Source organism: Mesorhizobium sp. P160927, assembly GCF_057766385.1.
On record NZ_JBYMDW010000001.1, the window covers coordinates 4,454,276 to 4,470,942 of the forward strand.

A 16,667-nucleotide genomic window follows, 5' to 3' on the forward strand; every position below is an offset into this window, starting at 1 on the left:
CACCTCAACCCCACAATGCGTCCATGCCGACCCTCGAACACCACAAGAAACAGGCCAAGCTCTATCTGAAATGGCATCGCGAACGGTATTATCCCGTCGCCGCTGTGATTGGATGGCTCTTGCCGCGTTTCCACCATCTCAGCGACAGCCAGATCCTCGATCACGGCTTCAAGCTTACCGACGCCCAGGAACTCGTCGCCAGGAAGTCAGGATTTGAGAGCTGGCAGGCGCTGAAGGAAGGCCTTCAAACCGTGACCGATCATGCAGCAACAGACGCCGCAAAACCGCATCTCGCCTTTGCCGAGCCACAGCTCTTTGTCTGCGACATCGTAGCGGCCTGTAATTTCTACCGGCAAAAGCTCGGCTTCGAGACGCGCTTCACCTATGGCGAGCCGCCCTTCTACGCCCAAATCATCCGCGATGGCGCACGGCTCAACCTGCGCCATGTCGACAAGCCTCCACTCGCCGCCAATTCGACCGATGACCTACTGGCGGCGACGATCGTTATCGACAACATCAAGGCTCTGTTTCTGGAGTATCAGGCGGCCACGGCCCCATTCCACCAGACATTGCGTACCGAACCCTGGGGCGCCCGCACCTTCATCATCAAAGACCCCGACGGCAACCTCATCTGCTTCGCGACCAGCGCGGGCTGACCTCATCGACAAAAACGCCGCCTCATGGGCGGCGTTTCGAGAGTGGTCATTGGAGGAGATTATTGCGCGCCGCGCGCAACGCGCTCGATCTCCTCGCGCACCAGGCGCTCGACCAGCGTCGGCAGATTGTTGTCCAGCCAATCCTGCAGCATCGGCCGCAGCATTTCTTCGGCCATCTCGTCGAATGTCTTCTTGCTGCGGCTGGCAAAGGCGTCGGACAGCTCGCCGAAGGCGGCCGCGACCTGGCGGCCGGTATGTTCGGATAGAATCGCGGGACGCACCGCGGGCGTTTCGTTCGCCCCCGCGCGCGCCTCAGCCGTACCCGTTGGAGCATCGCTTGAAGGAGCCCGGTCGACCGCAGCTTCCGCCACCACTGGTTTGCTTGCCGAAACCTCCGGCTGTGCCGCTGGCTTGCGGATGCTACGATCCGGCATCGCCTTGGCTTGCTCGCCAACCGCCGCGATCTCGCGCCGCCAATCGGCGACGATGGCTTCACTTGTCCCAATCTCCGGGGGAGCCGCTGGCGCGTCCGCGGCAGGCTCGGCAGCAACCCGGGCGCCGACCTCGGCCAGTGTCATCGGCGTCCTGTCCGGAGCCGGATCGGCACGCGGCGGCGCGTCCATGCGCGCGATCGCCGGCTGCGCCTGGATTTTTTCGGCCGTAGCGACCGGATTCCTGACCTCGGGCACAGCATGCAATTCGGCGCGGAACGCATCGATGTCGGCGGCCGCGACAGCGCTCGGCGCCGGTTCCAGGTCCTGCTGCAATTCGTCGGCCTCGCCGGGCTGCTTGCGGCCATTGTCGCTGTCTTCGATGATCCTCCTGATGGAAGCCAGTATCTCTTCCATGGAAGGTTCGCGCTGCGCGCTGCTTGCCGTTGCCATCGTCACATCCGCCGCCCTTGTGACCCGTTGCAGATTTTCCGCTCCGGCAAAGCCGGATTCGAATCATGGCGACAGCGTAACCGACGGATCGCCGCACGAGAATCCCCAATCTGGGGACATGTGGGATTTCAACAGATTAGAGCAATTCCGCCAAAGCCGTGTGACGGTCCCCGTTAGCAACCGGCAAAAGGACAACGACGATTGTCGATCGAATCGCCCAGCCAGGAAACGCCGATCGAACGAACGGCCTAGCGGCCGTCCGGCGTGCGCAGGCCGAACCACTTGTCCTTGACGGCATTGTAGTGCTCTTCAGGCCTGTACTTCGTCACCTGCAGCGCAAGCCGGTCGACAGACAGGCGGCCGATCGCCTGAAGGATGGCATAGCTTGCCACGACCACATCGTGTTCGGAATTGGCCTGGTTGATCTTGGCGGTAATCACGGTGGCCTGCGCATTGAGCACGTCAAGCGTCGTGCGCTGGCCGACATTGCGTTCCTCGATGACGCCGTTCAGCGCCAATTGTGCGGCGTCGATAACCTGCCTGTTGGCGGATACGCTTTGCTGCGCGGCGGTGTATTGAGACCATGCCGTGGCGATGGCCTGTCGCACCTGGTCGCGGGTGACGTCGACCTGGATGCGCGCTTGCCCCAGCGATTCCTTGTTCTGCCGCACGACCGCCGACGTCCGGCCGCCGGAGTAGATCGGGATGGTCAGCGTCGCGCCAATATTGGCCGAGGTCGAATTGCCGTTGGAACCCGTCACGTCGGGGATGGCGTTGCGGTAGTTTTCCGAAACGCCGGCCGAAGCAGACAACTGCGGCAACAGCGCGCCCTCTGACGATTTAACCGAGAAGGCCGCGGCGTCGACCAGATGCTGAGTGGCGAGGATGGCCGGGTGCTCGGCCGAGCCGACGGCGATCGCCGCGTCGAGGCTCGACGGCAGCAACCGACCCAATGGCGAAGCGGGCTTGAGCTTGCCAGGCTCGTCGCCGACGACCTGGTGATAGGTTGCAGCGCTGGCCAGCGCCTGTGCGCGGGCGGCACTGAGCGATGCCACCGCCGAAGCGCGTGACGCATCGGCCTGCGCGACGTCGGTGCGGGTGCCTTCGCCGACCTCGAAACGCGAGCGCGCGGCGCGCGCCTGCTCGCTCAGAAACTGCAGGTTCTGCTCGGTCAACACCGCGATCTGCCGGTCGCGAATCACGTCCATATAGGCCATGGCCGCGTTGAACAGCGTGTTTTCCTCGGTGTTGCGCAGGCTTTCTACCGACGCCTTGACCTGGGATTCGGCGGCCGCGACATTGTTCCTCGTCTGAAAGCCGTCGAACAGCGATTGATTGATTTGAATGCCGTAGCTGCCGCTTGTCAGCTTCGAACTGCCACCGCCATTTGCCTGGCGTGTGTTCGTATAATCGATGTTGGCTGAACCTGTAACCGTCGGGCGCCAGCCCGACTTGGCGATGGCCACACTCTCGTCGGTGACACGCACGCCAGCGCGCGATGCATTCAGCGTGGAATTGTACTGATAGGCTTTTGAAAGCGCGCCGGTGATGGTTTCAGCCGAAGCAGCCAGTGGGGATAGCGCGGTCGCCGAAACAAGGACGGCGGTGAAAAGTGACTTACGTACTGACGGCACGGTATATCCCTCATTCGTTTTCCATGGGAACCGCGCCGCGCCGGCTTCTCCTTCCAGAGCAGGCGGCGTGGCGTGTTTATGTTCCCTGTCGCTCAACCCAAAGTGCCCCCAGTCTGGGATCAACAACGATCGTTCGAATGCAAGCGACCATGACAAGGTCTTTGCTGCAAGGCAAATCATTCAGAATTCGAAAGCATGCTCACGTTCGAACCCGGGTAGTGGCTTAATTGCCGCATTAAACGCCCTTCTCCCGGTTACAACCCCCCCGGCTTTGACAAAAAGTCGCGCCACGCCCGAATTGCCCTGGCCCTCGACCGCCACTAGGCGGCCGCCTTCGGCGAGCTGGTCGAGCAGCGCCGACGGCACTTTGCTGACACTGCCGCCGATGAATATGACCTGGTAAGGCGCCTTCGCGGCATGGCCTTGCGCCAGGGCGCCCTGAACCACGGTCACATTGCCGCAGCCAAGTCCGGACAGGGTCGACGCGGCGGTTTCCCCCAGTGCCGAATCGCTTTCGAGCGCCACGACGTATCTCGCCAGTCGCGACAGGATTGCCGAGGCGTAACCGGTGCCGCACCCGACATCGAGTGCCGAATCGGTCGGGTTGATCTCGGCCAGTTGCATCAGCTTGGCCAGCGGCGAAGCTTCCATCAGGTAACGCGGGCCATCGGCGCTATCGGCGATGCGGATGTCCTCGTCGATATAGGCCAGATCGCGCTGGCGATCGCCGACGAAAACCTCGCGCGGCACGGAAAGCATCGCGTCGAGCAGCGGCGCGCTGGTCACGTCGGTGGTGCGAACCTGACCATCGACCATCTTGACGCGAAGTTCGGAAAAATCAGCGCTCATGCTCCAACCAATCTGCTTGCCGCGTCAGAATCGCGGTTCATTTCGACCGGAACTTCAGGCTCCGGCGCCGACGCGCTGGAGCCCGGGTATTGGAGGCCTCGCCCGGAATCGAACCGGGGTGCAAGGATTTGCAGTCCTCTGCGTAACCACTCCGCCACGAGGCCTCATTGCTCCCGGCGTTCCACCCGGTTCCAATAGGTTGCGGCGAAAATGCCGTCAAGCGGCCACGCGCATTCCGAAACGGTTTCCTTGCGCCCCCTCCGCCCCCTCGGATCGCCGTCAGAGCCGCCCATTCACATTGGCAAACCGTTAAGCATGGCGGATGATCGCGCGAAACTCCGCGCACCGGCTTGTGTTGACAAACGGGAGGACTGCGCCATGGCCCTGGCCAAACCGAAGGACGAAACGCACGAAACCGAGAGCGTGCCGCTGCTGGGGTGCGAAGAATTGGTGCGCTACGCCATCGAGTGCCTGAGAATAGAAGGCACCGGCAGGCTTTCCTCCCGCGACCGGGCGCGCCTCGCCTCGGCTTCAGCCGTCCTGAAGGAGATCAGCGAAGACTTGAAGGCAGGCCAGCAACAGGACTCGGAAGAATCCAGCGACACCGAGGGACAGCGCGACGATTGATTCTGGTCGGAGGCCACCGCCGTGCGACATGCATCGGTATCAGCCGCTCAGTTCGGCCGGCGTCGCCGCTCCCACCAGACGACCAGGCGGCGCCGGTGGCGGCGCACCATGGCAAATTCGTAGGAGAGCACAAGCAGTCCGAGCGGCACCATCCAGAAGCCGAGGATCGGCAAGAACCCGAGAATGCCGCCAAGGGTCAATAGCACGCCGATCGTGATCCTGAGGCCGCGCGACTGCGGCATGGTGAATTCGCGCCCGAACACCGAGATCTTTCGTGCGGGTATCGGGTTTTCGTCCGCTGCCGTCATCGCGAAGAACTGCCTGTGTCAGGGCTCGACAATCTCATTTTACGAAAGCCGCGACCGCCCTTTCGGTTCCGCGCCCCGTTGCCAAGACGGCTAATATGAGGGTGGGCAAGACCGATTGCGAGAAACGCCTGAGCGAAAAAGTCTCGGAAAAATGCGAAATGCTTCTTTGCAAAGCCGAAACGGGTTTGCTATAGGCTGCGCCACTTGCTCAAAGAGCCTCCGTTCCCCGGTAGCTCAGTGGTAGAGCAACCGGCTGTTAACCGGTTGGTCGCTGGTTCGAATCCGGCCCGGGGAGCCAAAATCTTTTTATCGACTTAACGCCTTTCCTTATCCTGGAAATGCGATGCCCTGCCGCTAGGGCTACATATTGGGCTACATCAGCGGAATCTATAACCTTCGTGTTCTTTCCTTTTCCGTGCGATAAGCCTTTCCTTTTCCGTGCGATAAGATAGCGCTGGCCGCACTTATTGTGGCCCTGACAGCACTCGTTGTGTCCGTCTACTTCTGGAGGCGGCAATTCAGAACGATCGTAACGGCGATGGTGAAGACCCATCATGGCGGCAACACCGGAATCACCTACAATCTCGTCTTGCTCAACTCGGGCACAATCCCAGCCAAGAATATCAAGCTGACGGGCGCCGATCACGTGGCATTAGAAGCTGCTCTCGGGACAGGCGCCGATGATGGGACTAGAAAACTCTGGCTAGCCTGTTTTGATCCGGGCACACAAATTCTGATCCTACACAACGGCGAAAAAGCTTCTTGTTGGTTTGGCACGACGACCAGAAACAAAGCTACTGGAGGCCGAAGGCGCAATTTCCAATCCGTATCGACAAGGCTGGTTCGGAGCGGAGTACCATCAACTTCAGACCCTACAGATTGCCGACTCCGACAACTTCACCGGAGGAATGTGGGCGCCAGTCAAATAGAAGCCCGGGCAGGCCAGTCCGCTCAGCCGTTCCGCCGCGCATCCACCCCCAAATAAGTCCTCCGTTCCATATTGCCATATTAGCAAAAGCGCATATACATTGCCATGCGGCGCCTAGATTGGAGTTCCAGATGGGCGGGCATAAGGGCTGGCATGATGCTATTCACGACCACCAGGTCGAATGTTTCGCTTCGGAGAACGGTTTGACAGCGGACGTGGTCTGGGAGTTGATCCTAAAACACGGTAACAACCGCAAGGCGGTGATCAAAGCCGCGCAGGGCTTAAAAGGTGATGTCAGGCTACACGGCCGACCAACACCCCGCTCCCCTGTGGAGCCGACGTCGACCCTGACGATGAGCGTGGGCCGACGAAAACAATAGCCGGCTTGCCGAAGCAGGGCGCGGCGGCTGCTGCTGATGCTAGGCCAAGGACAGATGAGCCCGCCACCGTAGCGGGGTTTGCCATGGCTGCGATTCGACCAGTATGAGACTGCGGGCAGCGACACCTCTGGGCAGTGCCGCTGCCGTCGTCTCGGTTAGGCGGCCACCCCACCGCGGCCTGATTTGGTGCCGCTCATCCAGGGCAGCGGAGCAAGCGGCTCCTGCAGCATCTTGACGGATCTCGCGAACCCAGCGACGGCATCGCGCGCGACCGACAGTGGTATCTGGCCATCGTAAGCACGCTGGCAAGCCCGGAAGGCCGTTTCGAAAATCGGGCCTCGACGCTCCCGCGGCCACTCGTCCAGGAAATCGAATGCATCCTCAAGGCTTCCTATTTCTTGGATGAACTGGCCATCCTTCACCAGCACCGGCCGATCGAATGTCCTGTCGCTCATATAGTCCTCCATTCAGTTGAGCGAGTTAGTTTGTTTCAGCTTTTCACGCGACGGCATGCTCAGCCACCGCGAACATGCCACCATCCCCACATCTGGGTGGGACTCCGGCATATGCCGGAACCGGTGGCGGATCGTCGTCATCGTCATCTCGCCAGGGGTACCGCAGCCAGTAGCGCCTCGTTTTGTTGCGACGCCGGTCCGAGGATTGATTGCGATCAAACGGTGCCCTGGCGGGCGGCTTGCGCGCAATCTCGTCCAAGGTGTGGAGCGCACGAAGAATCTCGCTGACCTGCGCAGTCGCACCGTTGTCCAATTGACGTAGGGTTGGTTTGTCAGGAACCGCATGGGCGTCCGAGGCCCAGAAGGCGAGCAGAGCCCTCTTCTCGCCAATCGCCATGTTCTCGTTCAGGACGTCCTCGGGCGTACGCAGCGCAGCGAATTCCGCTGCGTAATCCGTCGGTTTGGATTCATGAAAACTGTAAGCTTGCGATCTCATCTCCGTTCTCCGCGATCTGTGCCTCCCGGCCGAGCCGGGAGGCGGACCACAGACTGAGGTTTCCTGTATCAGGCCACCTTGCGTTGCGGCCCGGCATCCACATCTATGGACTGCTTGTTGCCGCCATCCTGAAGCGGAACCGCTGCGGCGTTGGAACCGATCTCGATGCGCCGGGGCTTGAGTTCCTCGGGCACTTCGCGGACGAGGTCCACCGACAGCAGGCCATTATGGATATTGGCCGCCTTGACCTTGACGTGGTCTGCAAGTTTGAACACCTGCTTGAAGTTACCCATCGCCAGGCCCCGGTGGAGGATTTCCCGATGTTGCTGATCGGGCTTTCTCTGTCCGATGACCGACAATTCAGGGCCGTTCTGCACAAGGTCCACTTCGTCGAGACCGAAGCCGGCGACGGCCATCGTGATACGATAATCGTTGTCGCCATTCTTCTCGATATTGTAGGGCGGCCAGTCGGAGCGCACGCTGTTTTCGAGCATGTCGAAGAGCCGATCGAAGCCCACCGTGGTGCGGTAAAGAGGCGAATAATCAAAGCTTCTCATAGCCATATCCTCCGTGAAGCAACATGGTTTACGGGTCGCCGCAGCGTCGCCGCGACGCGGTATGTCGAGCCGAAGCCTCGACGGAAAACGATCTGGGAATCACGATTTTTTTGTTCAAGAGGTCGCCCGAAATTTTTTTGAAGCGGCACCACGGCCATTCATGACCGGGCATGCATCACACCTTGCGGCGACAGCCTTCCGGTTAGAAGCGGGTGAGGAATATGGCCCGGGTGGATCAACTGCCGGTGCAAATGCACGCCAGTTCGGCCTCTGGTCACGAGCGACCTTGCACGCTGCCGCCGCCGCGCGATAGATGCGTCGGTCAAGGGAGGACATCGTGCGGAAAATCCTGGCATCAGCATTGCTGCTCACGGCAGCATCGTTCGCGACCGGCGCTCATGCGCTGGACAGCAGCGGAACCCCGGTCGTCGTGACGCCACTCGCATCACGCACCACCACTGCATCGGGGCAGCCGATCACGCTGCCACGGAGGAACGTGCAGGTGTTGGTCTCGGCCTATGACATCGCGCCCGGCGCGACCTTGCCGGTCCATCGCCATCCGTTCCCGCGCTACGCCTATGTCGAGGCTGGAACGCTGAAGGTTACCAATGTCGAAACCGGCAACAGCAACACCTACAAGACTGGCGATTTCATCATTGAAATGATCGGGCAGTGGCACCAGGCCACCAACATTGGCGACGGGCCGGTCAAGCTCCTGGTGATCGATCAGGTCGAGGAAGGCGCCAAGAATACCGAATTGCGACAGTAGCCACCAAGTTGCATGGGTGTTTGCAGCGGGCGGGAAGGCAATGCGCCGCCCGCCCCTCGCCTCGTGGACCAGCCCCATTTGAACCAGGCGCTCAGCCCCAGGCGCCAACCGGCTGCCGGGTCGTCGCGTTCAGCCTATTGAAGGCGTTGATCACGGCGATCTGGATGACCAGTGCGGCAAGCGCCTTCTCGTCATAGCGCCGGGCCGCCTCCTCCCAGACATCGTCCGGCACCGCGTCCGGCCGGTCGGCGAGCCTTGTGCCGGCTTCTGCCAGCGCCAATGCCGCGCGTTCGGCGTCGGTGAAATAAGGCGTTTCCCTCCAGGCCGCGAGGGCAAAGATGCGCTCGTCCTTCTCGCCGGCTTTCTTGAGTTCGCGCGCGTGCATGTCGACGCAGACGCTGCAACTGTTGATCTGACTGGCGCGCAGATGCAGGAGCTTGCGTGTCGCATAGGGCAGGTCCGCTGCCTCGGTCGACTTGTCCAGCGCCAGAAACGCCTGCAGGGCGCCTGGGATGAGCATCACCGGGTTCTTGATTCTCGCTTGCATGTGTCTTCTCCTTTTGAACTGTTCTCCGGGCGTGTTTTCCCGGCCCGGACGCCCTCGCATCCAGGGATTCGACTTGATGAAACTGTTAGCTGCCTGCCGCGTGTCAGGTCTGTTTTGAGGTAACCTGTTCGAGCCGTTCGAGAATGCGCGGCCAGCCACTTCCCATGGCGATATAGCCACGCTCGTCGGCGGGCCGGAATCCCGACTGCTCCATTCGCACCCGGGTCGCCATCCCCTCGGGTGTCAGTGACCACGTCACCACGGTTTTCAACCCACTGTCCGATTCCGTTCCATCGCCCCAGCTATAAGCCAGCAGCCGCGGCGCCTCGACTTTCAGCACCACGCAGTTCGTCACCCCGGACCATCCGGGAACTGGCGTCGCACGGAATGTGAAGCGATGCCCCTCTAGGGCAGCGAAGTCATTCTGCATGAACCATTCGCCGACGAGTGCCGGCACGGTCAGTGCTCGCCATATCTTTTCGGCCGAATATGGAATCAGCCTCTCGACGACGATCGATTTGGTTTCCGTCATGCCTTGATCCTCTCGTTGCTGTCGTGGTGCCATGCGCAAAATCATAACCCGCCAGCTATGTATCATCCATAACCCTGCAGTTATGCGACTGTCAAGAATGGAATCTGCCGTCTGGTCCAGTGGCGGCGTAGCGTTCACGCTTCCGCGCCCGGCGCCCGGGTGCTAGGGCTTGCGTAACACCATGGATTGGATCGCCCCTTGACCCCAAAAATTCGCCCGCCGCTTATCGAAATCTGTGTCGAGGGCATTGATGGCCTGCTCGCCGCGCAGGCTGCCGGAGCCGACCGGGTCGAACTCTGCGCCAGCCTTGTCGAAGGCGGCACTACGCCGAGCCTCGGCACCGTGCGCGCCGCTCTCGACCGGGCGACCGTGCCGTTTCATGTCATGGTACGGCCGCGCGGCGGAGATTTTCTCTACAGCGAGACCGAATACCGCTCCATGCTCGCCGACGTCGCCGCGCTCCGCGAACTGGGCGTGCCCGGCGCGGTGTTCGGCTGCCTGAACCCCGACGGCGCGATCGACGAGCAGCGCATGCGCGAATTGACCGAGGCCGCAGGCCCCTTGAACGTCACCTGCCACCGCGCCTTCGATATGGCGCGCGATCCGGCCGAAGCCCTGGAAGCGCTGATCCGCTGCAGGGTCGGCCGCGTCCTGACCAGCGGCCAGCGCGACACGGCGATCGAAGGCCTGGCATTGCTGCAAGAGCTGGTCCGGCTGGCCGGCGAGCGCATCATCATCCTCGGTTGCGGCGGGCTCGATCTCGGCAATATCGCCGAGGTGCGCGCAAGGACCGGCCTGGCCGAAATGCACTTCGCCGCCCTCAAGGACGTGTCGAGCGCCATGCGCTACCGCAATCCGAAGGTCGGCATGGGCGGCTCCGATCTCGACCGCGAGTATCGCAACACGCTGACCGATACAGCGCTGGTGGCGGCGACAATAGCGGCGGCCAAGGCATGACCTCGCCCATAAACCGCATTGCGCAGGCCGACGAAGCGGCCATACTGGCGCTCAACAACGAGCACGCCGCCGAATTGTCCTGGCTTGAAGCCGAACGGCTGTCGTTCCTGCTCGGCGAGGCCTTTTACGCGCGCCGCATCGGCGATCTCGAAGCCTTCATCATGACCTTCGACCAGGATGCGAATTACGACAGCCCTAACTTCGTCTGGTTCCGCGAGCGCTACATCAGCTTCATCTATGTCGACCGCGTCGTCGTGGCGGCGCACGCAAGAGGCCGCGGCCATGCTCGCCGGCTTTATCGGGACCTGTTCGACCACGCGCGGAGCGCCGGCCACGCGCTGGTGACCTGCGAGGTCAACACCGACCCGCCCAACCCCGCCTCGGACGCTTTCCACGCCGCACTCGGCTTCGCCGAAGTCGGCGACGCGGTGATCCACGGCGGTAAGAAAGCGGTGCGCTATTACGTCAGGCAGATAGCCACCTGATCGGGTGGCAACCGCCGACTCGCCTGGACGTTGCGCCAACCCGGAAAACAGCTAAGCGCTATCTGGAGAAAAGGACCTCGCGGTCGTGCGGCTATCGTCTGGCCACTATCAAAACAATCGGGCGGCTCACCAATTGCGGTTGAGCCACTCGCGTGCCGGGCGCTCGATGAGGTAGTAGCTACAGAGCGCGCAGGCAAAAACCCCGGCCAGCATCGGCCATGGATTGCTGCCTTGCTCGTAGACGAATTTGTAGAAGGGCTGCTGCCACAGATAGAGCGAATATGACCATAGACCCAGCGTCGTCATCGGCAGGGACGACAGCCATCCGGACAAGAACCGCGTGCTGAAATCCAGCGCGTTGACGGCAATCGCCAGCAATGGCACCGCGAGCAGGTAGTGGATCGGTGTCGGTACCGAGTCCATGAACAGGCAAACCGCGCCGACGGCCGCCGCAACGGCGACATAAGGCCCCTTCAGCAAGGTCGGCAGCTTGCCGTCCGCTTTGAGCAGGCAGATCGCGGCCGACAGCAGGATCGAGGCGATGTGCACGTCGGTGCGCCAGTACGTGGTTTCATAATCCATGTGCAGGACCCAGTAGGAAACCGCGCCATTGACCATGGCCAGCAGAGCCAGGACCAGCAGCAGCGGGATGACACGGCTGCGGCTGGCAACGACTGCGCTGATCGCCGCCAGGATGATGTAGGCATGCTCTTCGATGCAGAGCGACCAGATGTGGTCGAGCGCGCCGGCCCGATTCAAGAGAATTCCGGCATAGTTGTAGGTGAAGGTCAGCGCCGTCAGGGCCGCCTTCCATTTGAAGGCGATGAACGTGCCTGAGAGCGCGATCATGGCGACGACGACAAAGACCAGAAGCGCCGGATAGATGCGCGAGAACCGGCGTTTGAAAAATTTCTTCAGCGGATAGCGTTCGATAAATAGGATTTCGGCCATCAGCCGGCCGCTGAGCACGAAGAAGAATTCGACGCCCAGCACGCCCAGATTGATCCCGGGAACGGGAAAAAAATGCCCGATTAGCACCAGCGCGATCGACATACCGCGCCAGCCATCGAGATAGGCCAGTCTTGTCCTGGCCGTTCGCTCGACGATCGCTCGGGGCGGAACCAGATGGGTCGCGGAAATTTCGGACATGCCGATCCCTTCGCATTGTAATGCGAGCCGATCCCTTCGCATTGTAATGCGAGCCGATCCCTTCGCATTGTAATGCGAGCCGATCCCTTCGCATTGTAATGCGAGCCGATCCCTTCGCATTGTAATGCGAAAGGCACGGCCAATTCCCGAACCCGGCTCGCATTCCCGCACTGATCTATACTGCAGTGCAATATAAGTTTGTGCAAGTGCGAGATTGTCGCTGATGCATATCCCCGGCGGCATGGGCCGGAATTGCCTCAAGCAAGGATGGGCACGGCCGCCGGGAACCGAGCAACTACAGTCGCCGGGAATGAAAACGGGGCCGTGACAGCCCGTTGCCTCGTCCGTAATCGATCTTGCGTCAGGCGTTCGCTGCCGCCACCGCGCGCTTGGCCATGACCGTGATCAGATCGGCACGGTAGTCCGATGAAGCGTGAATGTCGCTCATCAGGTTCTTTGCCGGCACTTTCACACCATTGAGCGAAGCGGCATCGAAGCTTTTGGCAAGTGCTGCCTCGATCTCCTTCGAGCGGAAGACGCCGTCGTCGCCGGCGCCGGTGACGGCAACACTGACGCCGTCCTTGCCCTTGGCCACGAACACGCCGACGATCGCGTAGCGCGAGGCCGGATTGCGGAATTTTTCGTACGCTGCCTTCGCCGGTGCCGTAAAGGAGACCGCCGTGACGATCTCGCCGTCCTTCAAGGACGTTTCGAACAGCCCCTTGAAGAACTTGTCGGCCGACATCTCGCGCTTGTTGGTGATGATAGTGGCGCCGAGCGCCAGAAGTGCCGCCGGGTAGTCCGCCGCCGGATCGTTATTGGCGATCGAACCGCCGATCGTGCCCTTGTGGCGTACCGCCGGATCGCCGATCAGCGACGCCAGATGGGCAAGTGCCGGACAGGCCTTGCGCAGCTTCTCGTCATTGGCGACGTCGAAATGCGTGGTGGCGGCGCCGATCGTGACCGTCTTGCCTGATACCTTGACCCCCTGCAGTTCCTTGATGCGGGACAGGTCAACGAGATCGGACGGCGCCGCCAGCCGCGTCTTCATGGCGGGGATCAAGGTCATGCCGCCCGAGAGCAGCTTGGCGTCGCCATTCTTCACGAGCTTGGCGGCTTCAGTGAGCGAGGCGGCACGGTGGTAGTTGACTGCGTACATGGGATCCTCCCCCTAAGTGGTTAGTCAGCAGTGAGTAGTCAGTAGGGAGCAGGGAATGGCCGCTGCCGGAGGTGGCACGCTGCCCGTATCCGCAACTCACTACTTCCCTACTCACTCATTTCGCGGCGCGGATCGCGGCCCACACGGTGGACGGTGTGGCCGGCATGGCTATATCGACGATGCCGATGGCGTCGGTAATGGCATTGATCACTGCCGGCGGCGAGCCGATGGCACCGGCCTCTCCGCAGCCTTTGATCCCGAGTGGGTTGCTCGGACATGGCGTGTTCGACGTCGAGACCTTGAACGACGGCAGGTCGCCGGCACGCGGCATGGTGTAATCCATGTAGCTTGCCGTCAGCAGTTGCCCGCTGGCATCGTAGTGAGCGCCTTCCAGCAGCGCCTGGCCGACGCCCTGGGCGATGCCGCCGTGCACCTGGCCTTCGACGATCATCGGATTGATGATGTTGCCGAAATCGTCCGCAGCCACGAACTGGACGATCTCGGTCGTTCCGGTTTCCGGATCGATCTCGACCTCGCAGATATAGCAGCCCGCCGGGAAGGTGAAGTTCGCCGGATCGTAGAACGCCGTTTCCTTCAGGCCTGGCTCCATGCCGGCCGGCAAATTGTGCGCGGTATAGGCGGCCAAAGCCACCTGGAACCACGGCAGGCTCTTGTCGGTGCCGGCGACCTTGACTTCGCCGTTCTCGATGACGATATCGCCCTCGTCGGCTTCGAGCAGGTGGGCGGCGATCTTCTTGGCCTTGGCCTCGACCTTGTCGAGCGCCTTGGCAATCGCCGACATGCCGACCGCGCCCGAGCGCGAGCCGTAAGTACCCATGCCCATCTGCACCTTGTCGGTGTCGCCGTGGACGATCGACACCGAATCGATCGGCACCCCGAAACGCTGGTTGACCAGTTGCGCGAAGGTCGTCTCGTGCCCCTGGCCATGGCTGTGCGAGCCGGTCAGCACCTCGATCGTGCCGACGGCGTTGACCCTTACCTCAGCCGATTCCCACAGGCCCACGCCGGCGCCGAGCGAACCGACAGCCGCCGACGGTGCGATGCCGCAGGCCTCGATGTAGCAGCTCATGCCAATGCCGCGTAGCTTGCCATTCCTGACCGAATCCGCCTTGCGCCCGGCAAAGCCGGTATAGTCAGCGGTCTTCATCGCCGCATCGAGCGAAGCGCCATAGTCCCCGGCGTCATAGTTCATGATCACCGGTGTCTGGTGTGGAAACGTGGTGATGAAATTCTTGCGCCTAAGGTCTGCCGGAGAGACGCCGAGCTCGCGTGCCGCCGCTTCCATGGTGCGTTCCAGAAGATAGGTGGCTTCCGGACGCCCTGCCCCGCGATAGGCATCGACGGGTGCCGTGTTGGTATAGACAGTGCGCACATTGGCGTGGATGGCCGGGATGTCATATTGGCCCGACAGCAGCGTTGCATAGAGATAGGTTGGCACACAGGACGAGAACAGCGACATATAGGCGCCGAGATTGGCGATCGTATCGACCTTGAGACCGGTAATCCTGTTGTTCTTGTCGAACGCCATTTCCACCGTCGAGACGTGGTCTCGGCCATGCGCGTCGGTGAGGAAGCTCTCGGTGCGATCGGCGACCCATTTGACCGGCACGCCGGTCTTCTTCGAGGCCCACAGGCAGACGATCTCTTCCGGGTAGATATAGATCTTGGAACCGAAGCCGCCGCCGACATCCGGCGCGATCACGCGCAGCTTGTTTTCAGGCGCGACATTGTAGAAGGCGCTCATCACCAGCCGCGCGACATGCGGGTTTTGCGATGTCGTCCAGCAGGTGTAATGATCCTCGGCCCTGTCGTAATGGCCAAGTGCGGCGCGCGGCTCCATGGCGTTCGGCACCAGCCGGTTGTTGACGATCTTCATGCGCGTGACATGCGCCGCCGCCCCGATGGCGGCGTCCGTGGCTTTGGCATCGCCGATCTCCCAGTCGAAGATCAGGTTGTTTTCGGCCTCGGCATGGACCTGCGGGGCGCCCTTTTCGAGCGCCTTGGTCGCATCGACGACCGCCTTCAATTCCTTGTAGGTGATCTCGACCGCCTCGGCCGCATCGCGTGCCTGGCCCTTGGTTTCCGCCACCACCACGACGACCGCATCGCCGACATAACGGACCTTGTCGACGGCCAGCGGCGACCATGCGCCCATCTTCATGGGCGTGCCGTCCTTGGAATGGATCATCCAGCCGCAGATGAGATTGCCGATGCCGTCGGCCTTGAGTTCCTTGCCGGTCAAGACGCCGATGACGCCCGGCATGCCTTGAGCCGCTTTCACGTCGATCTTCTTGATCTGCGCATGAGCGTGCGGGCTGCGAACGAAGGCCGCATGCTTCATGCCGGGCACCACCATGTCGTCGACATAGCGGCCGGCGCCGGTGATGAACCTTTTGTCTTCCTTGCGCGCGACCCGAGCGCCGACACCTTCGATACCCATGCAGAGATTCCTCCCGAAAAGTGAATAGGAAGTGTGAATAGGAAGTAGTGAGGACAGCCGCCGGTTCAGAACGATTACTGACGCCGACTACTCCACTCCTCTTTTCCCTCACGCCGCTTGCTTCGCCTTGCCCCTGGTCCCCTTCGACATCGTCGTCGATGCGGCGAGGATGGCTTTCACGATGTTGTGGTAACCTGTGCAGCGGCAGATATTGCCTTCGAGTTCTGCCCGCACCGTGGCCTCGTCGAGGCCTTCGGGGTGGCGGTTGATCATGTCGGTCGCGGCCATGATCATGCCCGGCGTGCAAAAGCCGCATTGCAGACCATGATGTTCCTTGAAGGCTGCCTGGACGGGATGCAGGTCGGCGCCGTTGGCCAGGCCTTCGATCGTAACCACGCTCGACCCCGAGGCCTGGGCCGCGAGCATGGTACAGGACTTCACCGCCTTGCCGTCGACATGGACGACGCAGGCGCCGCATTGGGAGGTATCGCAACCGACATGAGTTCCGGTCAGGCCGAGATTCTCCCGCAGGAAATGGACGAGCAGCGTTCGATCCTCGACAGCACCGCCGACCCGCTTGCCGTTCACCATCAACGAAACGTCCGACATAGCCCCTCCCTGGGTGTCAACCTTGGTCATTACGCTGCCGACGCGCCGCTGGCACTTCGGCTGTGCTAGTCGTACACCGCACAACGCACAAACAACAGCACGACGGAAAAGGCGGATCATTGTACTTTCGGTCATGGCCAGAGCACCAAAGCGCATTCCTCGGCCCCATTGCCAAAACGCCTCCTGGCGGCAACAATGCCCTCGTCGCCCGCGCGCCAGAAGCAC

Annotated in this window: 19 protein-coding genes and 2 tRNA genes; 7 read left to right on the top strand and 14 right to left on the bottom strand. The window is 61.6% G+C overall.

Annotation, left to right across the window (positions count from 1 at the left end; genetic code table 11):
* The first annotated feature begins 23 nt into the window (after positions 1-23).
* Positions 24-656 (top strand): bleomycin resistance protein, encoded by a 633-nt coding sequence (locus AC3CB8_RS21735; protein ID WP_352564829.1) that lies wholly within the window; start codon positions 24-26, stop codon positions 654-656.
* Positions 657-715: 59 nt separating this feature from the next.
* Here the strand turns inward: AC3CB8_RS21735 and AC3CB8_RS21740 are convergent, their stop codons facing one another.
* The 4 genes from AC3CB8_RS21740 to AC3CB8_RS21755 form a co-directional block, all read right to left on the bottom strand.
* On the bottom strand, positions 716-1,540 hold the full coding sequence (locus tag AC3CB8_RS21740; RefSeq protein WP_023783169.1) for a PopZ family protein: 825 nt from the start codon (positions 1,538-1,540) through the stop codon (positions 716-718).
* 248 nt (positions 1,541-1,788) lie between these two features.
* Complete coding sequence (locus AC3CB8_RS21745) at positions 1,789-3,174, bottom strand: TolC family outer membrane protein (RefSeq protein ID WP_352564827.1); 1,386 nt, start codon at positions 3,172-3,174, stop codon at positions 1,789-1,791.
* A 180-nt stretch (positions 3,175-3,354) separates the two neighbouring features.
* A complete protein-coding gene (locus AC3CB8_RS21750) occupies positions 3,355-4,023 on the bottom strand; it encodes a protein-L-isoaspartate O-methyltransferase family protein (RefSeq protein ID WP_352564825.1) in 669 nt (222 codons plus the stop codon).
* A gap of 90 nt (positions 4,024-4,113) precedes the next feature.
* Positions 4,114-4,187, bottom strand: a tRNA-Cys gene (locus AC3CB8_RS21755).
* A 214-nt stretch (positions 4,188-4,401) separates the two neighbouring features.
* Here AC3CB8_RS21755 and AC3CB8_RS21760 point away from each other — a divergent pair.
* On the top strand, positions 4,402-4,650 hold the full coding sequence (locus AC3CB8_RS21760) for a hypothetical protein (RefSeq protein ID WP_352564823.1): 249 nt from the start codon (positions 4,402-4,404) through the stop codon (positions 4,648-4,650).
* 47 nt (positions 4,651-4,697) lie between these two features.
* Here AC3CB8_RS21760 and AC3CB8_RS21765 read toward each other — a convergent pair whose 3' ends face one another.
* The gene (locus AC3CB8_RS21765; protein ID WP_023769943.1) at positions 4,698-4,958 is read right to left on the bottom strand and encodes a hypothetical protein; all 261 of its coding nucleotides are present in this window, start codon (positions 4,956-4,958) and stop codon (positions 4,698-4,700) included.
* A 223-nt stretch (positions 4,959-5,181) separates the two neighbouring features.
* Here AC3CB8_RS21765 and AC3CB8_RS21770 point away from each other — a divergent pair.
* A tRNA-Asn gene (locus tag AC3CB8_RS21770) sits at positions 5,182-5,256 on the top strand.
* A 761-nt stretch (positions 5,257-6,017) separates the two neighbouring features.
* Positions 6,018-6,266, top strand: a complete 249-nt coding sequence (locus AC3CB8_RS21775; protein ID WP_023769942.1) for a hypothetical protein — start codon at positions 6,018-6,020, stop codon at positions 6,264-6,266.
* Positions 6,267-6,421: 155 nt separating this feature from the next.
* Here the strand turns inward: AC3CB8_RS21775 and AC3CB8_RS21780 are convergent, their stop codons facing one another.
* From AC3CB8_RS21780 to AC3CB8_RS21790, 3 genes are all read right to left on the bottom strand, one after another.
* Complete coding sequence (locus AC3CB8_RS21780; RefSeq protein WP_023791605.1) at positions 6,422-6,721, bottom strand: DUF982 domain-containing protein; 300 nt, start codon at positions 6,719-6,721, stop codon at positions 6,422-6,424.
* Positions 6,722-6,764: 43 nt separating this feature from the next.
* Positions 6,765-7,217: a hypothetical protein gene (locus tag AC3CB8_RS21785; protein ID WP_023769940.1), complete on the bottom strand. Its 453-nt coding sequence runs from the start codon at positions 7,215-7,217 to the stop codon at positions 6,765-6,767.
* A 68-nt stretch (positions 7,218-7,285) separates the two neighbouring features.
* Positions 7,286-7,774 carry an Hsp20 family protein gene (locus tag AC3CB8_RS21790; RefSeq protein WP_023791610.1) on the bottom strand — a complete coding sequence of 163 codons (489 nt, stop codon included), beginning with the start codon at positions 7,772-7,774 and terminating at the stop codon, positions 7,286-7,288.
* A gap of 337 nt (positions 7,775-8,111) precedes the next feature.
* On the opposite strand from AC3CB8_RS21790, the gene AC3CB8_RS21795 reads away from it, so the two are divergent.
* A complete protein-coding gene (locus tag AC3CB8_RS21795; RefSeq protein ID WP_352564819.1) occupies positions 8,112-8,543 on the top strand; it encodes a cupin domain-containing protein in 432 nt (143 codons plus the stop codon).
* A 91-nt stretch (positions 8,544-8,634) separates the two neighbouring features.
* Here the strand turns inward: AC3CB8_RS21795 and AC3CB8_RS21800 are convergent, their stop codons facing one another.
* Together AC3CB8_RS21800 and AC3CB8_RS21805 are read right to left on the bottom strand one after the other, a co-directional pair.
* A complete protein-coding gene (locus AC3CB8_RS21800) occupies positions 8,635-9,090 on the bottom strand; it encodes a carboxymuconolactone decarboxylase family protein (protein ID WP_352564817.1) in 456 nt (151 codons plus the stop codon).
* A 103-nt stretch (positions 9,091-9,193) separates the two neighbouring features.
* Entirely contained in the window at positions 9,194-9,622 is a 429-nt protein-coding gene (locus tag AC3CB8_RS21805; RefSeq protein ID WP_352564815.1) for an SRPBCC family protein, read from the bottom strand.
* 198 nt (positions 9,623-9,820) lie between these two features.
* Here AC3CB8_RS21805 and AC3CB8_RS21810 point away from each other — a divergent pair, with 198 nt between their 5' ends.
* Positions 9,821-10,579 (top strand): copper homeostasis protein CutC, encoded by a 759-nt coding sequence (locus AC3CB8_RS21810; protein ID WP_352564813.1) that lies wholly within the window; start codon positions 9,821-9,823, stop codon positions 10,577-10,579.
* Complete coding sequence (locus AC3CB8_RS21815; RefSeq protein WP_023769934.1) at positions 10,576-11,064, top strand: GNAT family N-acetyltransferase; 489 nt, start codon at positions 10,576-10,578, stop codon at positions 11,062-11,064. Before AC3CB8_RS21810 ends, AC3CB8_RS21815 begins: the two co-directional genes overlap by 4 nt.
* Positions 11,065-11,190: 126 nt before the next feature.
* On the opposite strand, the gene AC3CB8_RS21820 is transcribed toward AC3CB8_RS21815, so the two are convergent.
* The 4 genes from AC3CB8_RS21820 to AC3CB8_RS21835 all read right to left on the bottom strand — a co-directional run bounded on the left by AC3CB8_RS21820 (position 11,191) and on the right by AC3CB8_RS21835 (position 16,442).
* Positions 11,191-12,213 (bottom strand): acyltransferase family protein, encoded by a 1,023-nt coding sequence (locus AC3CB8_RS21820; protein WP_352564811.1) that lies wholly within the window; start codon positions 12,211-12,213, stop codon positions 11,191-11,193.
* A gap of 361 nt (positions 12,214-12,574) precedes the next feature.
* Positions 12,575-13,372 carry an FAD binding domain-containing protein gene (locus tag AC3CB8_RS21825; protein ID WP_023791623.1) on the bottom strand — a complete coding sequence of 266 codons (798 nt, stop codon included), beginning with the start codon at positions 13,370-13,372 and terminating at the stop codon, positions 12,575-12,577.
* A gap of 115 nt (positions 13,373-13,487) precedes the next feature.
* Positions 13,488-15,833 (bottom strand): xanthine dehydrogenase family protein molybdopterin-binding subunit, encoded by a 2,346-nt coding sequence (locus tag AC3CB8_RS21830; RefSeq protein ID WP_023769932.1) that lies wholly within the window; start codon positions 15,831-15,833, stop codon positions 13,488-13,490.
* 108 nt (positions 15,834-15,941) lie between these two features.
* Positions 15,942-16,442 (bottom strand): (2Fe-2S)-binding protein, encoded by a 501-nt coding sequence (locus tag AC3CB8_RS21835; RefSeq protein WP_023783158.1) that lies wholly within the window; start codon positions 16,440-16,442, stop codon positions 15,942-15,944.
* Positions 16,443-16,667: the final 225 nt, after the last annotated feature.

Bases quoted from the DNA above. Each gene is read 5' to 3' on its own strand.
- AC3CB8_RS21735 (WP_352564829.1), top strand. From the start codon at position 24: ATGCCGACCCTCGAACACCACAAGAAACAGGCCAAGCTCTATCTGAAA.
- AC3CB8_RS21740 (WP_023783169.1), bottom strand. From the start codon at position 1,540: ATGGCAACGGCAAGCAGCGCGCAGCGCGAACCTTCCATGGAAGAGATA.
- AC3CB8_RS21750 (WP_352564825.1), bottom strand. From the start codon at position 4,023: ATGAGCGCTGATTTTTCCGAACTTCGCGTCAAGATGGTCGATGGTCAG.
- AC3CB8_RS21760 (WP_352564823.1), top strand. From the start codon at position 4,402: ATGGCCCTGGCCAAACCGAAGGACGAAACGCACGAAACCGAGAGCGTG.
- AC3CB8_RS21765 (WP_023769943.1), bottom strand. From the start codon at position 4,958: ATGACGGCAGCGGACGAAAACCCGATACCCGCACGAAAGATCTCGGTG.
- AC3CB8_RS21775 (WP_023769942.1), top strand. From the start codon at position 6,018: ATGGGCGGGCATAAGGGCTGGCATGATGCTATTCACGACCACCAGGTC.
- AC3CB8_RS21780 (WP_023791605.1), bottom strand. From the start codon at position 6,721: ATGAGCGACAGGACATTCGATCGGCCGGTGCTGGTGAAGGATGGCCAG.
- AC3CB8_RS21785 (WP_023769940.1), bottom strand. From the start codon at position 7,217: ATGAGATCGCAAGCTTACAGTTTTCATGAATCCAAACCGACGGATTAC.
- AC3CB8_RS21790 (WP_023791610.1), bottom strand. From the start codon at position 7,774: ATGAGAAGCTTTGATTATTCGCCTCTTTACCGCACCACGGTGGGCTTC.
- AC3CB8_RS21800 (WP_352564817.1), bottom strand. From the start codon at position 9,090: ATGCAAGCGAGAATCAAGAACCCGGTGATGCTCATCCCAGGCGCCCTG.
- AC3CB8_RS21805 (WP_352564815.1), bottom strand. From the start codon at position 9,622: ATGACGGAAACCAAATCGATCGTCGTCGAGAGGCTGATTCCATATTCG.
- AC3CB8_RS21815 (WP_023769934.1), top strand. From the start codon at position 10,576: ATGACCTCGCCCATAAACCGCATTGCGCAGGCCGACGAAGCGGCCATA.
- AC3CB8_RS21820 (WP_352564811.1), bottom strand. From the start codon at position 12,213: ATGTCCGAAATTTCCGCGACCCATCTGGTTCCGCCCCGAGCGATCGTC.
- AC3CB8_RS21825 (WP_023791623.1), bottom strand. From the start codon at position 13,372: ATGTACGCAGTCAACTACCACCGTGCCGCCTCGCTCACTGAAGCCGCC.
- AC3CB8_RS21830 (WP_023769932.1), bottom strand. From the start codon at position 15,833: ATGGGTATCGAAGGTGTCGGCGCTCGGGTCGCGCGCAAGGAAGACAAA.
- AC3CB8_RS21835 (WP_023783158.1), bottom strand. From the start codon at position 16,442: ATGTCGGACGTTTCGTTGATGGTGAACGGCAAGCGGGTCGGCGGTGCT.